The organism is Streptomyces sp. NPDC001717 (genome assembly GCF_042892775.1).
GTDB lineage: Bacteria > Actinomycetota > Actinomycetes > Streptomycetales > Streptomycetaceae > Streptomyces.
Map to the genome: position 1 here is coordinate 81,298 of NZ_JBIAUK010000008.1, position 22,919 is coordinate 104,216.

At 73.7% G+C, this 22,919-nt stretch carries 19 protein-coding genes; 9 read left to right on the forward strand and 10 right to left on the reverse strand.

Features of this window, described 5'->3' with window-relative positions; all coding sequences use genetic code 11:
- The first annotated feature begins 96 nt into the window (after positions 1-96).
- The 3 genes from ACFYZL_RS16480 (at position 97) to ACFYZL_RS16490 (ending at position 6,024) form a co-directional block, all read left to right on the forward strand.
- Complete coding sequence (locus ACFYZL_RS16480) at positions 97-3,831, forward strand: DNA polymerase III subunit alpha (protein ID WP_388679531.1); 3,735 nt, start codon at positions 97-99, stop codon at positions 3,829-3,831.
- Between the two features lie 158 nt (positions 3,832-3,989).
- Positions 3,990-4,985, forward strand: a complete 996-nt coding sequence (locus ACFYZL_RS16485) for a hypothetical protein (RefSeq protein WP_388679703.1) — start codon at positions 3,990-3,992, stop codon at positions 4,983-4,985.
- 178 nt (positions 4,986-5,163) lie between these two features.
- Positions 5,164-6,024 (forward strand): esterase/lipase family protein, encoded by an 861-nt coding sequence (locus ACFYZL_RS16490; protein WP_384589202.1) that lies wholly within the window; start codon positions 5,164-5,166, stop codon positions 6,022-6,024.
- 7 nt (positions 6,025-6,031) lie between these two features.
- Here the strand turns inward: ACFYZL_RS16490 and ACFYZL_RS16495 are convergent, their stop codons facing one another.
- On the reverse strand, positions 6,032-7,057 hold the full coding sequence (locus ACFYZL_RS16495) for a lytic polysaccharide monooxygenase (RefSeq protein WP_384748377.1): 1,026 nt from the start codon (positions 7,055-7,057) through the stop codon (positions 6,032-6,034).
- 287 nt (positions 7,058-7,344) lie between these two features.
- The gene (locus tag ACFYZL_RS16500; RefSeq protein ID WP_384748374.1) at positions 7,345-7,830 is read right to left on the reverse strand and encodes a DUF402 domain-containing protein; all 486 of its coding nucleotides are present in this window, start codon (positions 7,828-7,830) and stop codon (positions 7,345-7,347) included.
- Positions 7,831-7,956: 126 nt separating this feature from the next.
- On the opposite strand from ACFYZL_RS16500, the gene ACFYZL_RS16505 reads away from it, so the two are divergent.
- Complete coding sequence (locus ACFYZL_RS16505; protein WP_384748371.1) at positions 7,957-8,343, forward strand: GntR family transcriptional regulator; 387 nt, start codon at positions 7,957-7,959, stop codon at positions 8,341-8,343.
- A gap of 149 nt (positions 8,344-8,492) precedes the next feature.
- On the opposite strand, the gene ACFYZL_RS16510 is transcribed toward ACFYZL_RS16505, so the two are convergent.
- Positions 8,493-9,584 carry a DUF5925 domain-containing protein gene (locus ACFYZL_RS16510; protein WP_384748368.1) on the reverse strand — a complete coding sequence of 364 codons (1,092 nt, stop codon included), beginning with the start codon at positions 9,582-9,584 and terminating at the stop codon, positions 8,493-8,495.
- 262 nt (positions 9,585-9,846) lie between these two features.
- Between ACFYZL_RS16510 and ACFYZL_RS16515 the strand changes: the two genes are divergently transcribed.
- Positions 9,847-10,653, forward strand: a complete 807-nt coding sequence (locus ACFYZL_RS16515; RefSeq protein ID WP_384748416.1) for an SGNH/GDSL hydrolase family protein — start codon at positions 9,847-9,849, stop codon at positions 10,651-10,653.
- On the opposite strand, the gene ACFYZL_RS16520 is transcribed toward ACFYZL_RS16515, so the two are convergent.
- Entirely contained in the window at positions 10,623-12,221 is a 1,599-nt protein-coding gene (locus tag ACFYZL_RS16520) for a protein kinase (RefSeq protein WP_388679706.1), read from the reverse strand. The two genes, ACFYZL_RS16515 and ACFYZL_RS16520, sit on opposite strands and share 31 nt — an antisense overlap.
- 366 nt (positions 12,222-12,587) lie before the next feature.
- Between ACFYZL_RS16520 and ACFYZL_RS16525 the strand changes: the two genes are divergently transcribed.
- The gene (locus tag ACFYZL_RS16525; protein ID WP_384591384.1) at positions 12,588-12,857 is read left to right on the forward strand and encodes a hypothetical protein; all 270 of its coding nucleotides are present in this window, start codon (positions 12,588-12,590) and stop codon (positions 12,855-12,857) included.
- A 58-nt stretch (positions 12,858-12,915) separates the two neighbouring features.
- Here the strand turns inward: ACFYZL_RS16525 and ACFYZL_RS16530 are convergent, their stop codons facing one another.
- Genes ACFYZL_RS16530 through ACFYZL_RS16540 form a run of 3 tightly spaced genes read right to left on the reverse strand, consistent with a single transcriptional unit; the run spans position 12,916 to position 15,945 of the window.
- Positions 12,916-14,136, reverse strand: coding sequence for a CaiB/BaiF CoA transferase family protein (locus ACFYZL_RS16530; RefSeq protein WP_388679537.1), 1,221 nt, complete (start codon positions 14,134-14,136; stop codon positions 12,916-12,918).
- 52 nt (positions 14,137-14,188) lie between these two features.
- A complete protein-coding gene (locus ACFYZL_RS16535) occupies positions 14,189-14,980 on the reverse strand; it encodes an ABC transporter permease (RefSeq protein ID WP_384748361.1) in 792 nt (263 codons plus the stop codon).
- A complete protein-coding gene (locus ACFYZL_RS16540) occupies positions 14,977-15,945 on the reverse strand; it encodes an ATP-binding cassette domain-containing protein (RefSeq protein WP_388679540.1) in 969 nt (322 codons plus the stop codon). The genes ACFYZL_RS16535 and ACFYZL_RS16540 overlap by 4 nt, the downstream gene beginning before the upstream one ends.
- A gap of 73 nt (positions 15,946-16,018) precedes the next feature.
- Here ACFYZL_RS16540 and ACFYZL_RS16545 point away from each other — a divergent pair, with 73 nt between their 5' ends.
- Positions 16,019-16,747 (forward strand): TetR/AcrR family transcriptional regulator, encoded by a 729-nt coding sequence (locus ACFYZL_RS16545; protein ID WP_388679543.1) that lies wholly within the window; start codon positions 16,019-16,021, stop codon positions 16,745-16,747.
- A 148-nt stretch (positions 16,748-16,895) separates the two neighbouring features.
- Here ACFYZL_RS16545 and ACFYZL_RS16550 read toward each other — a convergent pair whose 3' ends face one another.
- A complete protein-coding gene (locus ACFYZL_RS16550) occupies positions 16,896-18,020 on the reverse strand; it encodes a type ISP restriction/modification enzyme (protein ID WP_384748411.1) in 1,125 nt (374 codons plus the stop codon).
- A gap of 144 nt (positions 18,021-18,164) precedes the next feature.
- Between ACFYZL_RS16550 and ACFYZL_RS16555 the strand changes: the two genes are divergently transcribed.
- Entirely contained in the window at positions 18,165-18,332 is a 168-nt protein-coding gene (locus tag ACFYZL_RS16555) for a hypothetical protein (RefSeq protein ID WP_384591369.1), read from the forward strand.
- Positions 18,333-18,357: 25 nt separating this feature from the next.
- Here the strand turns inward: ACFYZL_RS16555 and ACFYZL_RS16560 are convergent, their stop codons facing one another.
- Both ACFYZL_RS16560 and hmgA read right to left on the reverse strand, forming a co-directional pair.
- Positions 18,358-19,107 carry a GntR family transcriptional regulator gene (locus ACFYZL_RS16560; RefSeq protein ID WP_384748351.1) on the reverse strand — a complete coding sequence of 250 codons (750 nt, stop codon included), beginning with the start codon at positions 19,105-19,107 and terminating at the stop codon, positions 18,358-18,360.
- Between the two features lie 45 nt (positions 19,108-19,152).
- Entirely contained in the window at positions 19,153-20,466 is a 1,314-nt protein-coding gene (gene hmgA, locus ACFYZL_RS16565) for a homogentisate 1,2-dioxygenase (protein WP_384748348.1), read from the reverse strand.
- Between the two features lie 170 nt (positions 20,467-20,636).
- Between hmgA and ACFYZL_RS16570 the strand changes: the two genes are divergently transcribed.
- A complete protein-coding gene (locus tag ACFYZL_RS16570) occupies positions 20,637-22,766 on the forward strand; it encodes a right-handed parallel beta-helix repeat-containing protein (protein ID WP_388679547.1) in 2,130 nt (709 codons plus the stop codon).
- Positions 22,767-22,919: the final 153 nt, after the last annotated feature.

Here is a 22,919-nt window from a genome sequence, read left to right on the forward strand (position 1 = left end):
CGGGGCGGGTACGGGACGCAGCAGGGGCGGGCCGAACGGATGATCTCCCACTTGGATGGTCGAACAAGTGTTTCGCACGGGTATTCGAATTGCTCTATGGTGGAGACGGGGGAGGTGTTCTACGAGCGAAGCAGGAGGCCGCGGGTGCCTGGTTTTACGCATCTGCACACCGTTTCGGGGTTCTCCATGCGCTACGGAGGCTCACACCCGGAACGGCTGGCGGAGCGTGCCGCGGAGCGGGGCATGGATGCCCTCGCCCTGACCGACCGCGACACCCTCGCGGGTGCGGTGCGGTTCGCGAAGGCGTGCGCGAAGGAGGGGATCCGACCGCTGTTCGGCGCGGACCTCGCCGTGTCGCCGGCGGCGGGCCCTGTGGGTGCCGGTGCTCGTGCCGGTGCGGGCCGTGCGGGGTCGGCCGGGTCGGGGGGCTCGGCCGCCTTCCGTACGGGTGGGTCCGACGGGGGCTCGGGGTTCGGTACGGGCCAGGGCGGGTCCGGCTCCGGGGCCGGTGGGGGCCTTGAGGTCTCGTACCGGCGGCGGATCCCGGTCAAGGGCGGGGCCTTCGTCGACGAGTCCGCCGCGCGGGCCGTCTTCCTGGCCCGGGACGGGGCCGCAGGGTGGTCCGAACTGTGCCGGATGATCACCGCCGCGCACGCGGGTCCCGCCGGCGCCGGGTCCGCGCGGGACGTGGGGCGGCAACCCGTCGTGCCCTGGGAGGCGTTGCGCGGGGAAGGGGTGTTCGTGCTGCTCGGGCCCGGCTCCGACGTGGGGCGGGCCCTCGCCGCCGGGCGGCCCGACCGGGCCGCGCGGCTGCTCGCGCCCTGGCGGGAGGTGTTCGGGGACGCGGTCCGCCTGGAGGCCGTCCACCACGGCCGCACCGGCACCGGCTCCGGCTCGCTGCGGCTGGCCGCCCGTACCGTCGGCTTCGCCGCCGAGCAGGGCGTCCCGGCCGTGCTGACCAACGCCGTCCGGTACGCCGACCCCGGCCAGGGCCCGGTCGCCGACGTCCTCGACGCCGCCCGCCGGCTCGTCCCCATCGACCCCCGGGGCCCCCTCGACACCGGCGAGCGCTGGCTCAAGGCGCCCGCCGCCATGGCCGAGGCCGCCGACCGCATCGCCCGGGCCGCCGGACTGCGCCCCGCCGACGCCCGCCGGCTGCTCGCGGAGACCCGGAACACCGCCGAGGCCTGCTCCGTCGACCCCGAGGACGATCTCGGCATGGGTTCCGTGCACTTCCCCGAGGCCCGACTCGTCGGCGCGGCCCACCGCACCGCCCAGCGGGTCCTCGCCTCCCGCGCCTCGGCCGGCATGGTGCTGCGCGGCCACGCGGACGACCCCGCGTACTGGGAGCGGATGCACCACGAGCTCGACATCATCGCCCACCACGGCTACGCCTCCTACTTCCTGACGGTCGCCCAGGTCGTGGACGACGTACGGGAGATGGGCATCCGCGTGGCCGCCCGCGGCTCCGGCGCGGGGTCCCTCGTCAACCACCTCATCGGCATCGCGCACGCGGACCCCGTCGAGAACGGCCTGCTGATGGAGCGGTTCCTGTCCAAGCGCCGCCGCGTCCTGCCCGACATCGACATCGACGTGGAGTCCGCCCGCCGGCTGGAGGTCTACCGGCGGATCATCGGCCGGTTCGGCGCCGAGCGCGTCGCCACCGTCTCCATGCCCGAGACCTACCGGGTCCGGCACGCCATCCGCGACGTCGGCGCCGCCCTGTCCATGGACCCGGCCGCCGTCGACCGGCTCGCCAAGGCCTTCCCGCACATCCGCGCCCGCGACGCCCGCGCCGCGCTGGAAGAGCTCCCCGAACTGCGCGACGTACGAGGGGAGTCGTACGGGCGGCTGTGGGAGCTCGTCGAATCCCTGGACGCGCTGCCGCGCGGCATCGCCATGCACCCGTGCGGGGTGCTGCTCTCCGACGCCTCGCTGCTCGCCCGTACGCCCGTGGTGCCCACCAGCGGCGAGGGCTTTCCCATGTCCCAGTTCGACAAGGACGACGTGGAGGCGCTCGGACTGCTCAAACTCGACGTGCTGGGCGTCCGGATGCAGTCCGCGATGGCGCACGCGGTCGCCGAGATCCGGCGCGGCACGGGGGAGGAGCTCGACCTGGACGACCCGGCACAGGTCCCGCCGGGCGACGGGCCCACCTACGAGCTGATCCGCTCGGCCGAGACGCTGGGCTGCTTCCAGATCGAGTCCCCGGGCCAGCGGGACCTGGTCGGGCGGCTCCAGCCGTCGACCTTCCACGATCTGGTCGTCGACATCTCGCTGTTCCGGCCGGGGCCGGTGGCCGCCGACATGGTGCGGCCGTTCATCGAGGCCCGGCACGGGCGGGCTCCGGTGCGCTTCCCGCACGAGGACCTCGCGGACGCGCTCCGCGAGACGTACGGGGTGGTGGTCTTCCACGAGCAGATCATCGAGATCGTGCACGTCATGACCGGCTGCGGGCGGGACGAGGCGGACCGGGTGCGGCGCGGGCTGTCCGACCCCGATTCGCAGGGGCGGATCAAGGCGTGGTTCGCGGCGACAGCGCGCGAGCGCGGCTATCCGGTGGAAGTGATCGACCGGACCTGGGAGATCGTGGAGGCCTTCGGCTCGTACGGCTTCTGCAAGGCGCACGCGGTGGCCTTCGCCGTGCCCACGTACCAGTCCGCATGGCTCAAGGCGCACCACCCGGCGGCCTTCTACGCCGGGCTGCTCACGCACGATCCGGGGATGTACCCGAAGCGGCTGCTGCTGGCGGACGCGCGGCGGCGGGGCGTGCCGGTGCTGCCGCTGGACGTGAACCGGTCCGCGGTCGCCCACCGCATCGAACTGGTGTCCGATACGGCTTCCTCCCGGGAGGTGTGGGGGCTGCGGCTCGGCCTGTCCGACGTCCACGGCATCAGCGGCGCCGAGGCGGAGCGGATCGAGGCCGGGCAGCCCTACGCCTCCCTGCGCGACTTCTGGGACCGGGCCCACCCGGGGCGGCCGGTCGCCGAACGGCTGGCACAGGTAGGCGCGTTGGACGCCTTCGGGGCCAACCGTCGTGACCTCCTGCTGCACTTGACGGAACTGCACGGCGCGCAACGGGCCGCCGGGGCGCGGGGCGGCAGCCGGGGCGGGGCGCAACTCCCGCTGGAGGGCGGCCGGTCCACGGCCTCCGTCGGACTGCCGGACCTCTCCGACGCGGAACGGCTCAGCGCCGAACTGGGTGTCCTCGGCATGGACGCCTCGCGCCACCTGATGGCGGACCACCACGCCTTCCTGGCCGAGCTGGGGGCGATCCCGGCACGGCGGCTGCGGGAGTCCCGGCACGGGCAGACCGTGCTGGTCGCGGGCGCCAAGGCGGCCACCCAGACCCCGCCGATCCGATCCGGGAAGCGGGTCATCTTCACGACCCTGGACGACGGTACGGGCCTGGTCGACCTGGCCTTCTTCGACGACAGCCACGAGCGCTGCGCGCACACCGTCTTCCACTCCTTCCTGCTGCTGGTACGGGGCGTCGTGCAGCGGCGCGGTCCGCAGAGCCTGAGCGTGGTCGGGGCGGCGGCGTGGAACCTGGCGGAACTGGTGGAACTGCGGGCCGCGGGCGGCCTGGACGCGGTGGCGGCCCGCCTGGCCGCCTCCGGCGAGGCCGCTGCGGGTGCCGGCGGTGCGGGTGCCGCCGACGGTGACGGTGCGGCGGGCGCCGACGGTGCGGCCGGCGGGCAGGGCTCCGGCCGCCGGATCCGCATGTCCACGGGGTACGAGATGAACCCCTGGGCCGACCTCCAGCCCCCGGGCGAGGGCCCCGCGACGGGTCGCAAGCTCTGGCACTCCAGCCCGGGGAGCGCGGGATGACGGCGGGCCGGAGCACGGATGCACGGGGCGGCTTCGGCGCAGCCGCGGGAGCCCGTGCCGGCGGCGGTCCGCGGGAGGCCGTCGCCGGGCCCGAGCCGGCCGCGTCCCCGGCTTCCCCGCGGGCGGCGGCAGGGCGGGCGGGGGGCGGCCGGGCCGTCATGTGTCTGCGGCTGCGGCCCGTCGGCGGGGGGCCGCTCGGGGCCGAGGCGTACGCCGGGGTGCTCGCGCTGCTCGGCGGGCTGACCCCGGCCGTGCAGGCGCTGCCGCCCGACGCCGCACTCGCCGATGTCCGGGGCGCGCTGCGCTACTTCGGCTGTGACGCCGACCGACTGGCCGCCGTGATCCGGGTGCGGGCCCTCGCCCTGTACGGGGTGGACGCCGCCGTCGGCGTGGCCGGCAACCCCATGCTGGCCCGGGCGGCGGCCCGCGAGGCCCGGCCCGGGGGAACCCTGCTGATCCCCGACGAGCCCGCCGCCGTACGGGAGTTCCTCGCCGGCAAGCCCGTCGGCGCCCTCGACGGGGTCGGCCCCAAGGTCGCCCGCACGCTGTGCTCCTACGGTCTCGACTCCGTCGGCCGGGTCGCCGCCGCGCCGCCCGCGGCACTGCGGCGGATCCTCGGGGCCCGGCTCGGACGTGAGGTGCACGAACGTGCCCTGGGCATCGACCGGACCCCCGTCCGGCCGGGGTCGGCCGCCCGGGCCGTCGCCGCCGAGCGGGCCTTCGACCTGGACGAGCTGGATCCCGTACGGCACCGGCGGGCGTTGCTCTCGCTGACCGAGGAGCTCGGCGCACGGCTTCGTACACAAGGGTCGGGGGAACGGGGCCGGGGCCAGGTCTGTCGGACCCTCTCGCTCACCGTCCGCTGCGCCGACCGCACCACCCTCACGCGCACCCGCACCCTCGGCGAACCCACCGCGCACACGCCCACCCTGACCGCCACCGCCTACGCCCTCTACGAGGGCCTCGGCCTCCAGCGGGCCAGGGTCCGCGCGCTGTCCCTGCGGGCCGAGGACCTGGGCCCGGCCGAAGGGGCCGCGCGGCAGCTCAGCCTCGACCCCGAGGACGACAAGGCCCGCCGACTGGAGGCCGTCACGGACCGGCTCCGCGCACGCTTCGGACCGCACGTCATCGCGCGGGGCACGCTCGCGGCATGACAGCGGCATGACGGCGCTGCCACAGAGGGGCGCTCGACACGCGAATTTTTACCGACGCGTAACTTCCAACTCTTGCTACTCGCCCGTAATTTAGCGGCAGCAGCGCCCCTTGTGATCCGGATCACGGGACGAACCCCCACGCCCCATCCCCTTGAGTCGAACGCAAGGAGATCACACGATGCTGCCCTGGAGACGACTGCTCCGCCAGCTGGCCGTCCTCACCCTCACCGCCGCCGCGCTCGTCGGTCCCACCGGCGTCGCGCAGGCCTCGACGGCTCCCAGCAGCGGCTGGAACAACTGGTCCTGCAAGCCCTCCGCCGCGCACCCGCGCCCCGTCGTGCTCGTGCACGGCACCTTCGGCAACTCCTGGGACAACTGGCTCGGCCTCGCCCCGTACCTGGTGAACCGCGGCTACTGCGTCTACTCCCTCGACTACGGACAGCTGCCCGGCGTGCCCCTCTTCAACGGGCTCGGGCCCATCGACAAGTCCGCCGGGCAGCTCGCCGTCTTCGTCGACAAGGTGCTCGCCGCCACCGGCTCCGCGAAGACCGACATCATCGGCCACTCGCAGGGCGGCATGATGCCGCGCTACTACCTGAAGTTCCTCGGCGGAGCCGCGAAGGTCAACGCCCTGGTGGGGCTCGCACCCGACAACCACGGCACCGACCTGCTCGGCTTCACCAAGCTGCTCCCGTACTTCCCCGGAGCCGAGGACCTGATCACCACCGCGACCCCGGGCCTCGCCGACCAGATCGCCGGATCCGCCTTCCAGCAGAAGCTGAACGCGGGCGGCGACACCGTCCCCGGCGTGAAGTACACGGTGATCGCCACCAAGTACGACGAGGTGGTCACCCCGTACCAGACCCAGTTCCTGAGCGGCCCCGACGTCCGCAACGTCGTGCTCCAGGACCTCTGCTTCCTGGACCTCTCCGAGCACGTCGCCATCGGACTCACCGACCGGATCGCCTGGCACGAGGCTGCCAACGCCCTCGACCCGGCGCACGCCGAACGGACCACCTGCGCCTCGGTCTTCGACTAGCGGCCGGCTAGCGCCCGTGGCGGCCCGTCGTCGGGGAAGTGCGGCGGCGGGCCAGCCCGAACAGCACGGCCGCACCCACGGCGAGGACGGCGGCCCCGGCCACCGCGATCACCGGGGTGGCGCTGTTGCCGCCGGTCTCCGCGAGGTTGTGGGCGGCGCGCGTCGGGGCCGGGGTGGCGGAGGCGGCGACGGGGGTCGAGCTCCCGTTCGTCTTCGGGTCGTTGTCGCCGTGCCCGTTGTGCTCCACCGTGGACTTGCCCGCCCCGTCGGCGATCTGCTGGTCCGTCGGAGCCGAGGGGGCCGCGGTGGCGCTCGCACCGGCCTTGGCCGTGGGCTTCGCGGTGGCTCCACCGGTGTTGCCCCCGTTGCCGCCGTTGCCCCCGTCACCGCCGCTGTCCTTGCCGAAGACGACGTCCGAGCAGGTGTAGAAGGCCTCCGGGCTGTCCGAGCGCTGCCAGATGCTGTAGATCAGGTGGCGGCCGGACTTCTTCGGGACGGTGCCGGTGAACACGTAGTCACCGTTCTGCATGCCCGGGTCGGCGACCTTCGCGAACGGGGTCGGCTCCAGGTCGGACCACTTCAGCGGCTGCGACGGGTCGTAGCCGTCCTTCGTCACGTACAGCTCGAAGGAACCCTTGTGCGGGGCGGTCCCCTTGTAGCGGAAGGTGTGCGGGCCCGCCGTCATCGGGCTGGCCGGCCAGTCGGCGCGCGCCAGGTCCAGGCCCTGGTACTTGTCGTTGCCGGCGGAGCACAGCTGGCCGTTGGGGATCAACGCCCGGTGGTTCCCGGCCGCGTTGGCGATGTTCACGGCGTTCCAGTCGTAGAACGCCTGGGCCCCGCTCGCCGCGACGGCGGCCTTGCACGCCGCCGACTTGGGGGATTCGGGCCCCTCCGCGTAGCACGCCGCCACCCGGCTGACCGGGTCCGTCATCGAGCCGTGCGCGGCCGCGGGAACGGCCGAGTACGCCGCCACCGCGAGCGGGACGAGGGCGACGCCGGCGATACGGGTCGCGGTACGGGGGCGTGCGGACATGGGTGGGCCTCCTCAGGGCGAAAGGCAGGGATGCGCCGGCGGAATCGGGCTCAGTGGCGCCGCCCCCCGGCGGCGCCACATCGGGCCCTTCCTGTCCTGGCCCCGCCAAGCTAGCCCCCCGGACCACGGCTTTCGCCGGATCCGGGCGCCCGGAGAGGATCTTTAGGGTCCGCTTAAGGAAGCGGTAAGCGGGGGCCAAGGAAGGGGCCGGGGAAGGGGTGGTGGGAGCCGCTCCCCCCACCCCTTCCCCGGCCCCGCCGCGCCGCTCCGCGTGCGTACGCGACCGGCTATCCGAGCAGCGCGGGCAAGCCGGCCGGGGTTCGGGCCTGCTCGTCCAGGGCGTCCAGGGCGCGTACGGCCTGGGCCGCGGCCTCCGGGTCGCTCGTGGCGAGACCGCTCTCGGCGAACTCGTCCTCGTCCAGGCGCAGTACGGAGGTCCCGTCCGCCGAGACCCACAGGTCGAGGTCCAGGTCCTCCACGGTGATCACTCCCTCGCGCACCACGGCCGGACGCGTGACGTCGCAGTACCAGCCCTTGAGGACGCCGTCGCCGGTCCACACCTCCTTGACCGCGTACCAGCGGGTGCGCCAGAAGTGTTCGACGAACACGTCGCCCGGCTCGAAGCGCACGAAACCGAAGTCGCGCACGCCCTCCGCCGCCCAGGGGGCGCGTACGGAGATCCGGTCGCCGTCGTCGGCCACCTGCGCGGCCGGGTAGCGGATCTTTTCACGTCCGGCCTTGACCAGTGCCACGGTCAGCTCCTGCACGCTCACTTCGTCTCCAGTTCCTTCGCGTAGCGCGTCTTCATCGCGCGGATCGGGACGGTCATGCGGCCGACGCTACGTGCGGGGTGGACCGGTCGCCTCCCAATTAACCGGCGATGGTGGACAATCACCCGCGTGACCTCGACGAACCTGAAGATCACCATCGACGTGCGGACCGGCTCGGCCGCGCCGTACGAGCAGCTGCGCGCGCAGATCGCCGACCGGGCCCGCTCGGGGAAACTGCCGGCCGGCTTCAAACTGCCCACCGTGCGGGGGCTGGCGGAGGAGCTGGGGCTGGCCGCCAACACCGTCGCGAAGGCGTACCGGGCGCTGGAAGCGGACGGGGTGATCGAGACGCGGGGGCGCAACGGGACGTTCGTCGCGGCGGCGGGTGAGGGCGCCGCCCGCGAGGCCGCGTCCGCCGCCCAGGCCTACGCGGACCGGGCGCACCGGCTCGGCCTGACGGAAGCCGAAGCCGTGTCCGCCGCCGCCGAAGCCGTCCGGGCCCGGTACGCGAAGTAGGTGCCGCGCCGCCGCGGGGGCTCCGCCCCCCCAACCTCCGTGCCCCAAGCGCCGGCGGGGCTGGTTTTGCCTCCGGCGGCGGCGCGGGGTACGGGCGGAGCCCCGGCAGTTGGGCCGCGCCAGACGACCATCCGCACGCCCGCCGGAGGCTAGAGGTACAGGCCCGCCTCCGACGGCGCCTGCGCCGGCAACACCGCCGGTCCCGTGCCCCGCCGCAGGGCGAAGAGTTCCGCCAGGCTCGCGCCCTCGCGGGACACGCCCTCGTCCGTGCCGAGCCAGTCCACCGCCTCGCGGTGCGTCAGCCGGCCGACCTCGATGCGCGCCAGGCACCGGCCCGGGCGGACCACCGCCGGGTGGAGGCGTTCGAGGTCCTCGTTGGTGGTGACGCCGACCAGGACGTTGCGGCCCTGGCCCAGGAGCCCGTCCGTGAGGTTCAGGAGCCGGGACAGCGCCTGCCCCGCCGTGTGCCGGGCCTCGCCGCGGATCAGCTCGTCGCAGTCCTCCAGCAGCAGCAGCCGCCAACGGCCCTTCGCCGTGCCCTCGTCCTCCCCGATCGCGATGTCCATCAGGTAGCCGACGTCGTTGAACAGCCGTTCCGGATCCAGTACGCAGTCCACCTGGCACCAGTCCCGCCAGGACCGGGCGAGGGTGCGCAGCGCCGAGGTCTTGCCCGTTCCCGGCGGCCCGTGGAGCAGCAGCAGCCGGCCCGCGATGTCGTCCGGGGTGACCTTCATCAGCCGGTCCATCGCCCCGGCCACCGGCGCCGTGTAGTTCGGCCGGACCTCCGCCCAGGTGCCGGCGGCGATCTGGCGGGTCGTCCGGTACGGTCCCCGGCGCGGGGACACGTACCAGAAGCCCATCGTGACGTTCTCGGGCTGCGGTTCCGGTTCGTCCTGCACGCCCTCCGTGGCATCGCCGAGCACGCTCTGGGCGAGTTCGTCGCTGACCGCCGTCACCGTGACGTCCGCGCCCCGGCTCCAGCGCGAGACGAGCATGGTCCAGCCCTCGCCCTCCGCGAGGGTGGCGCTGCGGTCGCTGTCGCGCGCCGAGCGCAGGACCTTGGCCCCGGGCGGCAGCAGGGTCGCGTCCACCTTCACCCGGTCGATCGACAGGCTGTGGGAGTACGGCTGCTCGCCGGACGCGAACCGGCCGAGGAACAACGCGTCCACGACATCCGACGGCGAATCGCTGTCGTCGACATTGAGCCGGATCGGCAGCGCGTCATGCGGGTTGGCTGGCATGGCGCCCATGATCCGGCACGGGGTGCCCTCTTGCACCCGTGTTTCCCCGGTTCGGGTGGCAGGGTTCCCTCTTCAAACGTGCCGGACGTGAAGATTCGGCCCGGAACCCTACTCCGAACATTCTTGGCATGGACACTTCCAGAAGGCCCCGGCTCCTTGTACCACGGACTCAGCAGTAACTCCGCGGTAACTCCGGCGTGACACCCGCGTCATACCGGAGGAACCCCCACACCCCCCACAAGGGAGCCGCACCCCCATGAGCATGAGAATGACGCGTTTCGCCGCCTTGACGTCCTCGCTGTTACTCGCAGCGGGGGCGGCCCTGTTCGGTGCGGGCCAGGCGGCCGCCGCGGCGCAGGCCGACTTCGGCTACGTCGCCCTCGGCGACTCGTACTCCTCCGGTGTCGGGGCCGGCAACTACGACAGCGCGAGCGGCAACTGCAAGCGCACCACCCGCGCCTACCCCGCCCTGTGGGCCGCGGCCCACGCCCCGCAGACCTTCTCCTTCGCCGCGTGCTCGGGCGCCCGTACGGGTGATGTCCTGTCCGGCCAGCTCGGCCCGCTCAACTCCGGCACCGACCTGGTCAGCATCACCATCGGCGGCAACGACGCGGGATTCTCCGACGTCATGACGACCTGTGTGCTCCAATCCGAGGCCACCTGCGTCGCCCGCGTCAACCAGGCGAAGGCGTACGTGGACTCCACCCTCCCCGGTCAGCTCGACCAGGTGTACAACGCCATCTCCGGACGGGCGCCCTCCGCGCACGTCGTCGTCCTCGGCTACCCCCGCTTCTACAAGCTGAACGGCACCTGCGTCACCGGTCTGACCGAGGGCGAACGCTCCGCCATCAACGGCGCGGCCGACTACCTCAACGCGGCCATCGCCAAGCGCGCCGCCAACCACGGCTTCACCTTCGCCTCGGTCGCCGGCGCCTTCACCGGCCACGAGATCTGCTCCGGCGACGCCTGGCTGCACAGTGTCAACTGGCTGAACATCGGCGAGTCCTACCACCCGACCGCCGCCGGACAGTCCGGCGGCTACCTGCCCGTCTTCACGAACGCGGCCTGACCGGCCGCGGGATCCGCGGCAGCCGGGCTCGGCGCCGGGCTCGACGTCGAACTCGGCGTCGGACTCGGTGACGGGCCCGGACCGGGGGAGGAGGCTCCGCTCGTCGGAGTCTCCTTCTCGCAGGTCACGGAGATGTCCACCCACTGCGTGGCCACCTCGGCCGGCCCGCGCACCTCCAGCCGCACCGCGTCGTGCCAGTCCGCGTCCGCCGCGTACGTGAGCTCGCTGTGCTCCAGCCGCCGGCTCCTCGGCCCGCCCGCCTCGTACGTGACGGACTGCCAGCCCGGACCGGAGCCCCTCCCGCTCCGCGTGGCCCACCGGTACTCCAGCGTCACCGGGGTGCGCTCCACCTCGACCGTGGCGGTGAAGGCGGGCGCCCGATCCGCGGGCGGCGGGCAGGTGCCGGTGTAGGAGGAGCGCACGACGTCCACGTACGCGAGCACGTCCCGACCCGCCGCGCCCGACGGCGAGGCCGACGCGGATGCGGGAGCCGAAGCGGACCGTGTCGCCGAGGGCGTCGTCGTGGCGCCCGGCGAACCGCTCGCCGAGCCGGTGGGGCCCGCGCCCCGGCCCTCGCCCGCGCCCTGACGGTCCTTCACCAGCAGCCACCCCAGCAGGGCCAGCGCCGCGAGCAGCACCACGATCCCGACGGTCAGCACCGCGCCGGCCCCGCTCCGCCGCACCACCTGTGGTCCGGGCTCGGACGGGGGAGCGTCGAGCGGCCGGCGCCGGTCGTCGTGTCCTTGCTCGTGGTGGTGCGCGACCGCCGTCGGCGAGTCGGGCCCCGACACCGGCCCGCCCGGGGCCCGTACGGCCCCTCCCGCCCCCACCACCCGCAGCATCCGGGCCGCGTCCGCCGCGGACAGCCTGGCGGCGGGGTCCTTGCGCAGCAGCCCTTCCAGCACGGGCTCCAGCGGGCCCGCCCGGCGCGCGGGCGGCAACTCCTCCTCCACCACCGCCCGCAGGACGTCCACCGGGCTCCCGCCGCGGAACGGGGGCGCGCCCTCGACGGCGGTGTACAGCATGACCCCGAGCGACCACAGGTCCGACGCGGGGCCGGGGTCCTGCCCGAGTGCCCGCTCCGGGGCCAGGAACTCGGGCGAGCCGACCACCTCGCCCGTCATCGTGATCGCCGGGGAACCCTCCAGGCCGGCGATCCCGAAATCGCTCAGCACCACGCGGCCGTCATTGGCGAGCAGTACGTTGCCGGGCTTGACGTCCCGGTGCAGCACCCCCGAGTCGTGCGCGGAGCGCAGCGCGGCCAGTACCTGTTCCCCGATGTGCGCGGCCCGCCGCGCGGGCATCGGCCCCTCGGCCTCCAGCACCTCGGCCAGCGAGAGGCCCCGCACCAGCTCCATCACGATCCACGGCCGGCCGTCCTCGGAGGCCACGTCGTAGACCGTGACGACCCCGCGGTGCGAGACGCGGGCCGCAGCCCACGCCTCCCGCTCCAGCCGCCGGTACAGCCGGGCGAGTTCGCCGGCCTCCATCCAGGCCGGCGCGAGCACTTCCTTGACGGCGACCTCACGGGCCAGCACCTCGTCCCGGGCCCGCCACACGAGGCCCATCCCGCCGCGGCCGATGGGTTCGAGCAGCCGGTAGCGGCCGGAGACGACACGATCGGAGTGCGATTCCCCACCCCCGGCACCCGGTCCACGCACGTTCCCAGCCACGCGAGCCTCCCCTGCGTCATGAGGTGATCACTCCAAGTTAGCGCAGGGCGGGTCGTGTGGCTCCTGTCGTGACGCGACTGGTGGCGCACCGTTCCGAACTCGGCACATCTATGCGGAGAGTGACGGGTGACTCCGCTGAGTAATCGTCAACTCCCCGTCGCGATAGGGGTAATTCACACCACCGGGATACCCGAGGGCGTTGTGGGGGCGATAGGGTTAACCTGCCCGGGTCGGGTGCCCTTGTACGGGTGGGGAGAGATCATGGAACAGATAGCAATGCGCAGCAGGCCGCCACGCGTGCCTGCCATCACCTGCGGCAGCAGCGCGAGCAGCTCGCGCCTCGACCGTCACCTCGCCGTGCTGGGCGGACCCGCCCTCCCGCACCGGGAGACCGCCGAGGCGACCCTGCTGATGCGCGAGCTCACCTCCCGCGACCACACGCACCGCCTGCGGAGCCGGAGCGCGCGCGTCTCGCTCTTCGCCCCGCTGCGCCGTCTGCGTCGCACGCTCTTCGGCAGCCGCCGCTCGTAACTGCCCGTCCGTCCCCGCACCGCAGCCGTCGGCCGTCCCGGTCGCCGGTTCCCCGGCCCTACGCGAACACGCCCACCACACCGTCCCGGCGAAGGTCCGAGATCTGCGCGTCCGTCATCCCCAGGGCGCGCAGCAGGGCCCCGGCGTGTTCGCCCAGCGCGGGCACCGCACCCATGTGCGGTGCCGCGCCGCCCGGCAGCCCGATCGGCGGCAGCAAGGCCCGCAGCGGACCGACCGGCGAATCCACCTCCCGCCATCGGTCCCGGGCCGCCAACTGGGGGTGCCCGGCCAGTTGTGCCACCGAGTTGAGCCGCGCGCAGGCGATGCCCGCCGCCTCCAGCCGCCCGATCGCCTCGTCCGCGCGCAGCCGACCCAGGGCCTCGGCCACCACCGCGTCGGTCTTCTCCCGGTTCACGGTGCGCGCCGCGTTCGTCGCGTACGACGGGTCGTCGGCCAGCTCGGGCCGCTCCAGCACCTGCTCGGCCAGCCGTCGCCACTCGCGGTCGTTCTGCACGGAGAGCAGCACCCGGTCGCCGTCGGCCGTCGCGTAGGCGTCGTACGGTGCGATCACCGCGTGCGCGAGTCCCGTCCGTACGGGCTGCTCGCCGCCGTGCATCGTGTGGTGCAGCGGATGCCCCATCCACTCGGCGAGCGCGTCCAGCATGGACACCTCCACCCTGCCCCCGCGCCCGGTGATCCCGCGGCGCAGCAGCGCGGCCAGCACCCCCGAGAAGGCGTACATGGCGGCCGCGATGTCCGCCGCGGGGATGCCCGCCTTGACGGGCCGCTCCGGCGTGCCGGTCACCGACACCAGCCCCGCCTCGCACTGCACGAGCATGTCGTAGGCCCGCTTGTGCGCGTACGGGCCCTCCGGGCCGTAGCCGGAGACGTCCACGGCGACCAGTCGCGGGTAGCGCGCGCACAACGCGGCCGAGTCGATCCCGAGGCGGGCGGCGGCCCCCTGGGCGAGGTTCTGCACGAAGACGTCGGCGTTCGCCAGCAGTCGGTGCAGGACCTCCAGGCCGCGCGGGTCCTTCAGGTCGAGTGCGATGGACTCCTTGCCGCGGTTGGCCCACACGAAGTGCGAGGCGAGACCGTGGGCGGCGGTGTCGTAGCCGCGCGCGAAGTCGCCGCCGTCGGGGCGCTCGACCTTGATCACCCGCGCGCCGAGATCGGCGAGCTGGCGGGTGGCGAAGGGGGCCGAGACGGCCTGTTCGACGGCGACGACGGTGATGCCGTCCAGCGGGAGCGGTTCGGGAGCGGCGCTTGCGGTGTCCATGGCACCGATCCCTATCCCGTCCGACCCCGCCCTGTCACCCCCCGGGGCCGGGTCAGCCGGCCGCGCCCCGGGCGAAGCGGCGGGTGGCGAGCGGCGCGAACACCGCGAGCAGCAGCACCGCCCAGAGCAGCGCCCCCGCCACCGGGTGCGCGGCGGGCCAGGCGGCGCCCGGTGCGGCCTCGGCCCCGGCGTTCCCGCACAGGTCCCGTACGGCCGTGGCGACGGCGCTGATCGGGTTCCACTCCGCGACCGTGCGCAGCCACCCGGGCAGCCCGGCCGTCGGCAGGTACGCGCTCGACAGCATCGGCAGTACGAAGGTGGCGCTGCCGAGCTGCCCGGCCGCCTCCTCGCTCTTGCTGAGCAGGCCGAGGTACGTGCCGACCCAGGCGGAGGCGAAACGGAACAGCAGGAGCACGCCCAGGGCGCCCAGTGCGCCCGGCAGGCCGGTCTCGACCCGCCACCCCATCGCGAGTCCCACCAGCATCAGCGGCACCATCGAGGCGGCGGTGGTGAGCAGGTCCGCCGCGGTCTGCCCGAGCGGGACGGCGGCGCGGCTCATGGGCAGGGTCCGGAAGCGGTCCATCACCCCGCGGTGGGCGTCCTGCGCCGCCGTGAACATGCCGGTCATCAGCCCGTTCGCTGCGGTCGCGGCGAGCAGTCCGGGCACCAGGAACTCGCGGTACTCGGCGCCCGGCATGGCCAGCGCGCTGCCGAAGACGTAGCCGAAGAACAGCAGCATCGTGATCGGCATGGTCTGCGTGAGGATCAGCAGGGCCGGGGCGTGCCGGGCCTTTTGCAGTTGACGGGTCAGGACGGCGCCGCCGTCGGACAGCAGGGTGCTCATGCCGCGTTCTCCTTCGGGGTCACGGGCGCGGGGATGCGGGTGAGGCGCAGGAACACCTCGTCGAGGGTGGGCGGGCGCAGGCTCGCGTCGGTGACGGGCACGCCCGCGGTGTCGAGTTCGCGGATGATCCGCGGCAGCGTCAGCCCGGCGTCGAGGACGGTCACCCCGACGGTGAGGCGCTCCTCGTCGAGCGCGGGCCGGCCGCCGGTGAGCCGGTCCAGGACGGCCGCCGCGCGCGGGAGGGCCTCCGGTCCGGGGACGGTGACCTCGGCGCGGGCGCCGATCAGCGCCTTGAGCTCGACGGGGGTGCCGTTCGCGACGGCTCGGCCGCGGTCGACGACCGTGATGTCGTCGGCGAGCCGGTCCGCCTCCTCCAGGTACTGCGTGGTGAGCAGCACCGTGGTGCCCTCGGCCGCGAGTTCTCGAACGGCGCTCCAGATGTGCTCGCGGGCCGACGGATCCAGGCCGGTGGTGGGCTCGTCGAGGAACAGCACGCCGGGGCGGGTGATCAGCCCGGCGGCCAGGTCGAGGCGGCGGCGCATCCCGCCGGACCAGGTGCCGGCGACCCGGTCCGCGGCCTCGCCGAGCCCGAAGCGCTCCAGCAGCCCGTCGGCGCGGGACCGGCCGGCGGGGCCGCGCAGTCCGGCGAGCCGGGCGAAGAGCCGGAGGTTCTCGCGGCCGGTCAGGTCCCCGTCGACGGAGGCGTACTGCCCGGTGACCCCGATGGCGCGGCGGACGGCGGCGGGCTCGCGCGTGACGTCGTGGCCGGCGACGAGCGCCCGGCCGCCGGTGGGCGCGGTCAGCGTGGTCAGGATCCGGACGGCGGTGGTCTTGCCCGCTCCGTTGGGGCCGAGGAGACCGCAGACCGTGCCCTCCGGAACGGCGAGGTCGAGACCGCGCAGGGCGTGGACGTCCCCGTAGTTCTTCTCCAGCCCCTCACTAAGTACAGCGTACGTAGTAGTCATGTGCGGCACCCTACCTCACTACGTACGGCGTACGTAACTAAGATGGTGGCGAGACGACGAGGTGATCCGAGCGATGACAGCCGGCGGGCGACCCGCTGAACCCGAAGTGATCTGGTCCCGCCCGCAGCGCGCCGGCCGGGGCCCCAGGCCCGCGCACAGCCGCGAGTCGATCGCCGCCGAAGCGGTGCGCATCGCCGACGCGGAGGGGATCGAGGCCGTCTCCATGCGGCGCGTCGCCGCCGGGATCGGCGCCGGGACGATGTCCCTGTACAACTACGTGCCGCGCAAGGACGACCTGTACGAGCTGATGGTCGACGCGGTCAGCGGCGAGTACGTGTTCACCCAGCCGACCGGCGACTGGCGGGCCGACCTGCTCGCCCTGGCCCGCCAGACACGGGACCTGATGCACCGCCACCCGTGGCTGCCGGGGCTCCTCAGCCCCGTCCACGGCTTCAGCCCGAACGCCCTCGCGTACCTGGAGCACAGCCTCGACTGCCTGGCCCCGCTCGACGTGCCGGACGGCGAGAAGCTGGAACTCGTCGCCGCGGTCAACGGCATGGTGTCCACGTACGTGGCGAGCGAGCTGGCACTGGCCGAGCGGGCCCGCTCCCTGCCCTGGAGCGAGGCCGCCGAGGCGAGCGTCCGGGCCGCCTGGCTCGGCTCACGGCTGGCCACCGGTCGGTACCCGCGGCTGGCCGCCGCCCTCACGAGCGCCCGGCCCGCCCCCGAGCCGGGAGTGGACATGGCCGCGGTCTTCGACCGGTCGGTGTCCCGGCTGCTGGGGGCCTGGGGCGAGGCGTAGGCGGCATCGCGCCGCCCGGGGCGGTGTCGACAACCTGTCCGGAGCGGCGCGGACACGGGCTCAGGGCGGCCCGGACAACGTGCTCGGAGCATTCCGGACACGTTCAGAGCAGTCCGGGCTATGCGTTCGGAGCGGCTCGGGCAACGCGTCAGAGCAGCGCGAACTGCCCGCCCGGGCCCTCCTCCTGGTGGTCCAGCACCGAGGCCGGGCGCCGTGCCGAACGCGGCGGCGGCAGCACCGCGGCCGCCCGCAGCGCGGCCGCGGGCAGCAGCGGGCCCGGCTCGAACGCCGCCCGCTCCGGCGCCAGGTCCGCCAGCAGCGCCAGGGTCGTCACCAGCGCCAACAGCTCCGAGGTCCACGCCTGCGGCCACTGCCCCGGACCCAGCGCCACCAGCCCCTCGGCATCGGGAGCCCGGTGCGCCACCCGGGCCGCGAACCAGGCCTCCAGCACCCGCACGCCCTGCGCCTCGTACTCCCAGGCCCCGACCGGGACGGGGGAGACCGTGCCCGAGCCGAGGCCCAGGGTCTCGCTCTCCGCGTCGTACGACAGCTCCAGTGGCCACGCCCCGACCGCCGAGCGGACGTACGGCCGGCGCCCGCCGGGCAGCCGGGGCGGCTCGCCGCCGCGCGCCCCGCGCAGCTGGACGGTGAGGAGCCGGTGTCCCAGCTCCAGCCCGGCCCGCCAGCGCCCCGGGTCGGTGGAGAGCGGGACCTCGTACCCCCGCGGCCCGGGGCGGCCGGCGGCGAGGATCCAGCACAGCAGGTCCTCGGGGGTGACCCAGCCGCCGTACCGCTCGCCGAGCAGGGGGAGCAGGCCCGGGGCGACATTGGGCTCGGCGCCGCCGGGGCGCCGGTGCAGGGGCCGGATCCGCCCGAGCCGACCGGCCGGGAGGTGTGCGCTGACCAGCAGCTCGGGGGTCTCGACGGCGAACAGCTGGTGCTCGTCCAGGACCCGCCACAGCTCCGGGCGGGCCGAGTCGATGAGCCGCTGGTCGGGCAGGAGCCACTGCTCGTCGAAGGGCTCGCGGAGCACCCGTACCGGTTCCGGGCACGGGCCGGGCTCGTCCGCGAAACGGGCCGTGGCCGCCGAACGCTGCCCCGGCAGCGCGGCCGCCCCGGAGGCGGGGGTGCGCAGCCGGCTCGGGCGGAACAGCCGCTCCCGGTCGGCGCCTTCGGCACCGGTCAGGGCCGCCCAGCGGGCGCGCAGGGAAGCGGGATCGGGCGCGGCCACCCAGTCCCGGCCCAGGCGCAGGCCGCCCACGGACCAGGGCATCAGATCGTCCAGCAGCGGTACGTCTTCGCTCACGCCGCCGATGGTAGCGACGGGACCCGGCGGCCGGGCTCCGCCCAGGCCGAAGAGCTACGCTCCTTGTGTACGCGTATGACGTGTATGTGTGGAATCGACCGAGGAGATGTCATGAGTCAGTACGACGAATACTCGACTCCGTCGCAGGCCGAGGGGGAGCGGCTCGACGAGGACATGGACGAGACCCAGATGCAGCAGACGCACCACCCGAAGACGATGCGCACCACGCCCTCCCAGGCCGAGGGCGAGCGGTCCGCGGAGGACGACGAGAAGCGGTAGCCGCAGCCGCAGCCGACGGCGGGTGTCAGTGCGCGTCGACCGTCACCGTGAAGGAGAACCGGTCGCCGCGGTAGCGGATCCGCGCCACGTCCACCACCCGGCCGTCCTCGTCGTACGTCACGCCCGTGTAGTGCAGGATCGGGCTGAGCAGCGGGACCTGGAGCAGCTCGGCCGTCTCCGGGTCGGCGAGCCGCGCCTCGACGGTGTCCGTGATCCGGCTGATGCGCACCCCCACGATGTCCCGCAGCACCTTCGTCATCGGCCACCGTTCGAGATCGGCGAGCCGGACCGACTCGGCGAACTCCGGAAGGACCGCGTTCTCCGCCCAGTTGCTGGGCTCCCCGCTCTCGCGGTCGTGGCGCAGCCTGCGGTACGTGACCACCTCCGGGGTGTCCGGGAAGTGCTCCAGCAGCTCCCCGGACACCGCCGTCCGCGCGTGCCCGAGGATCGTCGTGCGCTCGCCCGACTGCTGGGCCACGATCGTGTCGACCGAGCCCAGCAGCCGCACCGGGGCGGCCCGCCGGGCCCCCGGTTCGATGAAGGTGCCGCGCCGACGGTGCCGGCTGATCAGCCCCTCGCCCTCCAACTCCTTGAGCGCCTGCCGCATGGTCAGCACGCTCACCCCGTAGTGCCCTGCGAGCTGCTCCTCGGTGGGCAGCCGCAGCGAGGCGTCCGGCGTGCGCCCGAGTATCGAGGCGCGCAGCGACTGCGAGACCTGGTACCAAAGGGGAAGTTTCCGGTTCAGGACCAGCGAGTCGGGGGCGAAGGCGGTCACGGGTGGGGTCTCCGTAGGGCTGACAGGGGTGGTGTCCTGCGCATATTAGGCGCGGAAGTGGCGCTGGAGCCCCTGCCAGACGTCGTCGTATCCGCGCTGGAGGTGGTCCGCGCCGGCCGCCTGGGCGGTGGCGGTGATCGGCCAGCGGGTCTCGAACATGAAGGCCAGGCCGTCGTCGATCTTCTGCGGCTTCAGCTCGGCGGCGCTCGCCCGGTCGAAGGTCTCCCGGTCCGGGCCGTGCGCGGACATCATGTTGTGGAGCGAGCCGCCGCCGGGGACGAACCCTTCGGCCTTGGCGTCGTAGGCGCCCTCGATCAGGCCCATGTACTCGCTCATCACGTTGCGGTGGAAGTACGGCGGGCGGAAGGTGTCCTCGCCGACCAGCCAGCGCGGGGCGAAGACCACGAAGTCGACGCCCGCCAGTCCGGGGGTGTCGGTGGGCGCGGTCAGCACCGTGAAGATCGACGGGTCCGGGTGGTCGTAGCTGATCGACCCGATCACGTTGAAACGGCGCAGGTCGTACACGTACGGGACGTGCGTGCCGTGCCAGGCGACCACGTCCAGCGGGGAGTGGTCGTAGGTGGCCGACCAGAGGTTGCCGCAGAACTTGTTGACCACCTCGGTCGGGCGCTCGACGTCCTCGTACGCGGCGACCGGAGCGCGGAAGTCCCGCGCGGCGGCGAGGCCGTTGGCGCCGATCGGGCCCAGGTTCGGCAGCTCGAAGGGCTGGCCGTAGTTCTCGCAGACGTAGCCGCGGGCGTCGTCCCCGAGGAGCTCGACGCGGAAGCGGACGCCGCGGGGGATCAGGGCGACCTCGCCGGGGCCGGCGGAGAGCAGGCCGAGCTCGGTGCGCAGCAGCAGGCCGCCGCGCTCGGGGACGATCAGGAGCTCGCCGTCGGAGTCGCTGAAGACCCGGTCGGTCATGTCGGCGTTGGCGGAGTACAGGTGGACGGCCATGCCGGTGCGCTGGGTCGCGTCGCCGTTGCCGCCCAGGGTCCACAGGCCGGCCAGGAAGTCGGTGCCGGGGGCCGGGGTGGGCAGCGGGTTCCAGCGCAGTCGGTTGGGGTCCGGGACGGTCTCCGTGAAGGGCGCGGTGCGCAGGGCCCCGTTGTCGACGCGGGTGAAGGGCGGGTGCGCGGCCGAGGGGCGGATCCGGTAGAGCCAGGAACGGCGGTTGTGGGTGCGGGGCTCGGTGAAGGCGCTGCCGCTGAGCTGCTCGGCGTACAGGCCGAGAGCGGCCCGCTGGGGCGAGTTCCGGCCGAGCGGAAGCGCGCCCGGCACGGCCTCCGAGCTGTGCTCGTTGCCGAAGCCGGTGAGGTACTCCAGTGCCTCGGCCGTCTTCCTGGCCTGCTCGCTCATCTGCTGCTCCCACTCCGTCGAATGAATCCTATGCCCGACAGTAGGATTCCGCGGCCCGCGCGTCAACGGCGGGCGGGGTGCGGGGGTCGGTCGGATTCATCGTGCGGAGGGGCGGATTCGCGGCGCCGAGGGGGATCCCAAAAGATGAACAATGCTCTACTCTCACGCGCATGTCGTGGACCCGCAGGTCTCCTGCCGTGCCGGCGGTGCTCCTCGCCGCCCTCCTAGCCCTCCTGTCCCTCCTCGTCGCCGCGCCCGCCGCGAGCGCGCACGAGGAGCGCCCCGTCACCCTCCCCGACGGCACCGGATCCGTGCCCGAGTACCGCAAGGCGGAGCCGGACCTGCTGGTCTGCAAGACAGACCGGCCCGACTTCAAACGCCGCACCTCCGCCTTCCCGCAGGAACTCCGGGACCGCAACCTCGCCCTGTTCGAGCGCTGCCTGCGGACCGGCTACCGCCACCTCCAGGAAGCCGTCGACGCCGTCGACCGGCCCGGGATGAACATCGCGATCCTCCCCGGCCTGTACGAGGAGGAGCCCTCACTGGGCAAACCGACGGGGGAGTGCGCCTCGCTCAAGGCTCCGAACTCCGCGCTCGGCTACCAGATCCTCAGCTACGAGCAGCAGGTGGCCTGCCGCCACAACCAGAACCTCGTCGCCATCCTCGGCAAGACGAACCTGCAGATCGAAGGCACCGGCGCCTCGCGCACGGACGTCGTCATCGACGCCAAGTACCAGAAGCTGAACGGCATCCGCGCCGACAAGTCCAACGGCATCTACTTCCGCAACTTCACCGCCCAGCGCACCACCTTCAACTCGCTGTACGTCCTGGCCGGCGACGGCTTCGTCATCGACGACGTGCTGACCCGCTGGAACGACGAGTACGGCTTCCTGACCTTCGCCAGCGACCACGGGCTATACAAGAACTGCGAGTCCTACGGGAACGGCGACTCCGGCATCTACCCCGGCAGCGCCTCCAACATCAACGACGGCCGCGGCTACGACGTCCCCCGGTACTCCATCGAGATCACCGGCTGCCGCAGCCACCACAACATGGTCGGCTACTCCGGCACCGCGGGCGACTCCGTCTGGGTGCACGACAACGAGTTCGACCAGAACATGGGCGGCGCCTCCATGGACAGCGCCTTCCCCGGCCACCCCGGACTCCCGCAGAACCACGCCAAGTTCGAGCGGAACCTGATCCACGACAACAACCAGGACTACTACGGGTACGTCGCCGACGGCACCTGCGCCAAGCCGCCCGTCGAGCGCGGCTACGAGCGGGGCGTGGTCTGCCCGCAGATCTCCATGCCCCCGGGCACCGGCATCATCACCGCCGGCGGCAACTGGAACCTCTACGAGAACAACTGGGTGTACGGCCACCAGCGTGCGGGCTTCTTCCTCAGCGCCGTCCCCGCCTTCATCCGGGGCGAGGAGGCGTGGTCCAAGCAGACGGACACCTCCCACCACAACCGGTACGCGGGCAACGTCCTCGGCAAGGACAAGTCCGGAGCGTCCCGCCCCAACGGCATGGACGTGTGGTGGGACGGTCAGGGCCGCGCCAACTGCTGGCAGGACGGCCCCGACGGCTCCACCCCGGGCACGGTCCCGCAGTGCGGCGGTGCGCGCGGCGACGTATCGGGCGCCTCGGCCCGCCTGGTCGGCGAACCGGTCAAGCTGGTCCAGCTCCTCGTCTGCGCCGACTACAGCGTCCAGGCGCGCAAGCTCCCGGCCGGTTGCGACTGGTACGGCGCGCGCGGGGTGGAGCGGGTGGAGACCCAGATCGCGGTGGCCGTGGCGGCGGTGCTGCTCCTGGTCGGCGGGGTGCTGTGGCGGCGCCGCCTGCGGGGCTCCCGCCTGGGCGCGGTGGCCTCACTCCTCGGCCTGGCGGGTCTGGTCCTGGACGTGGCCGGCTCCACCATGTCGCTGACCGCGACCTTCGTCCCCGCGCTGGCCGTGCTCCTGCTCGGCCTGTGGTGGACGGGCGTCGGCCTCGCCCTGCGCCCCACCCGGCCCTGGCTTGCCCGCCTGACCCTGCTCCTGGCCGGGCTGACCCTGCTGGACGCCTTCGACAAGGCGGTCCTGATGATCCCCTGGACCCCCCTGAGCCCCGCCTGGGCACGCGCGCTGGTCGCCCTCGTCTGGGTCCTGTGGGCCGCCGTGGCCTCGGCCCGTTCCGCCTACCAGGCCGGCCCGGGCGGCGACCCGGCCGGCGACCGCACCCCGGTCCCGGCGGGCCCCTCCCCGTCCCTGAGCGCGACAGCCCCCGAACCCCCGTCAACCCCGGAGCCCACCGCATGACCCCCCACGCCGGCACCCCCCACCCCTCCATCCCCCACCCCCGAACCCCCACCCGACCCCCATCCCCGGCCCCCGCCCCGTCCCCGGCTCCCGCTTCGGCCCAGCGCCCGTCTCCGGCCCCGGCGGTGGCCCCGGCGGTGTCGCCGACCCGTG

Bases quoted from the DNA above. Each gene is read 5' to 3' on its own strand.
- ACFYZL_RS16545 (WP_388679543.1), top strand. From the start codon at position 16,019: ATGACAGCCGGCGGGCGACCCGCTGAACCCGAAGTGATCTGGTCCCGC.
- ACFYZL_RS16485 (WP_388679703.1), top strand. From the start codon at position 3,990: ATGTGTCTGCGGCTGCGGCCCGTCGGCGGGGGGCCGCTCGGGGCCGAG.
- hmgA (WP_384748348.1), bottom strand. From the start codon at position 20,466: ATGAGCGAGCAGGCCAGGAAGACGGCCGAGGCACTGGAGTACCTCACC.
- ACFYZL_RS16555 (WP_384591369.1), top strand. From the start codon at position 18,165: ATGAGTCAGTACGACGAATACTCGACTCCGTCGCAGGCCGAGGGGGAG.
- ACFYZL_RS16570 (WP_388679547.1), top strand. From the start codon at position 20,637: ATGTCGTGGACCCGCAGGTCTCCTGCCGTGCCGGCGGTGCTCCTCGCC.
- ACFYZL_RS16495 (WP_384748377.1), bottom strand. From the start codon at position 7,057: ATGTCCGCACGCCCCCGTACCGCGACCCGTATCGCCGGCGTCGCCCTC.
- ACFYZL_RS16535 (WP_384748361.1), bottom strand. From the start codon at position 14,980: ATGAGCACCCTGCTGTCCGACGGCGGCGCCGTCCTGACCCGTCAACTG.
- ACFYZL_RS16550 (WP_384748411.1), bottom strand. From the start codon at position 18,020: ATGCCCTGGTCCGTGGGCGGCCTGCGCCTGGGCCGGGACTGGGTGGCC.
- ACFYZL_RS16530 (WP_388679537.1), bottom strand. From the start codon at position 14,136: ATGGACACCGCAAGCGCCGCTCCCGAACCGCTCCCGCTGGACGGCATC.
- ACFYZL_RS16480 (WP_388679531.1), top strand. From the start codon at position 97: ATGGTGGAGACGGGGGAGGTGTTCTACGAGCGAAGCAGGAGGCCGCGG.
- ACFYZL_RS16490 (WP_384589202.1), top strand. From the start codon at position 5,164: ATGCTGCCCTGGAGACGACTGCTCCGCCAGCTGGCCGTCCTCACCCTC.
- ACFYZL_RS16525 (WP_384591384.1), top strand. From the start codon at position 12,588: ATGGAACAGATAGCAATGCGCAGCAGGCCGCCACGCGTGCCTGCCATC.
- ACFYZL_RS16515 (WP_384748416.1), top strand. From the start codon at position 9,847: ATGAGAATGACGCGTTTCGCCGCCTTGACGTCCTCGCTGTTACTCGCA.
- ACFYZL_RS16510 (WP_384748368.1), bottom strand. From the start codon at position 9,584: ATGCCAGCCAACCCGCATGACGCGCTGCCGATCCGGCTCAATGTCGAC.
- ACFYZL_RS16520 (WP_388679706.1), bottom strand. From the start codon at position 12,221: ATGGGCCTCGTGTGGCGGGCCCGGGACGAGGTGCTGGCCCGTGAGGTC.
- ACFYZL_RS16540 (WP_388679540.1), bottom strand. From the start codon at position 15,945: ATGACTACTACGTACGCTGTACTTAGTGAGGGGCTGGAGAAGAACTAC.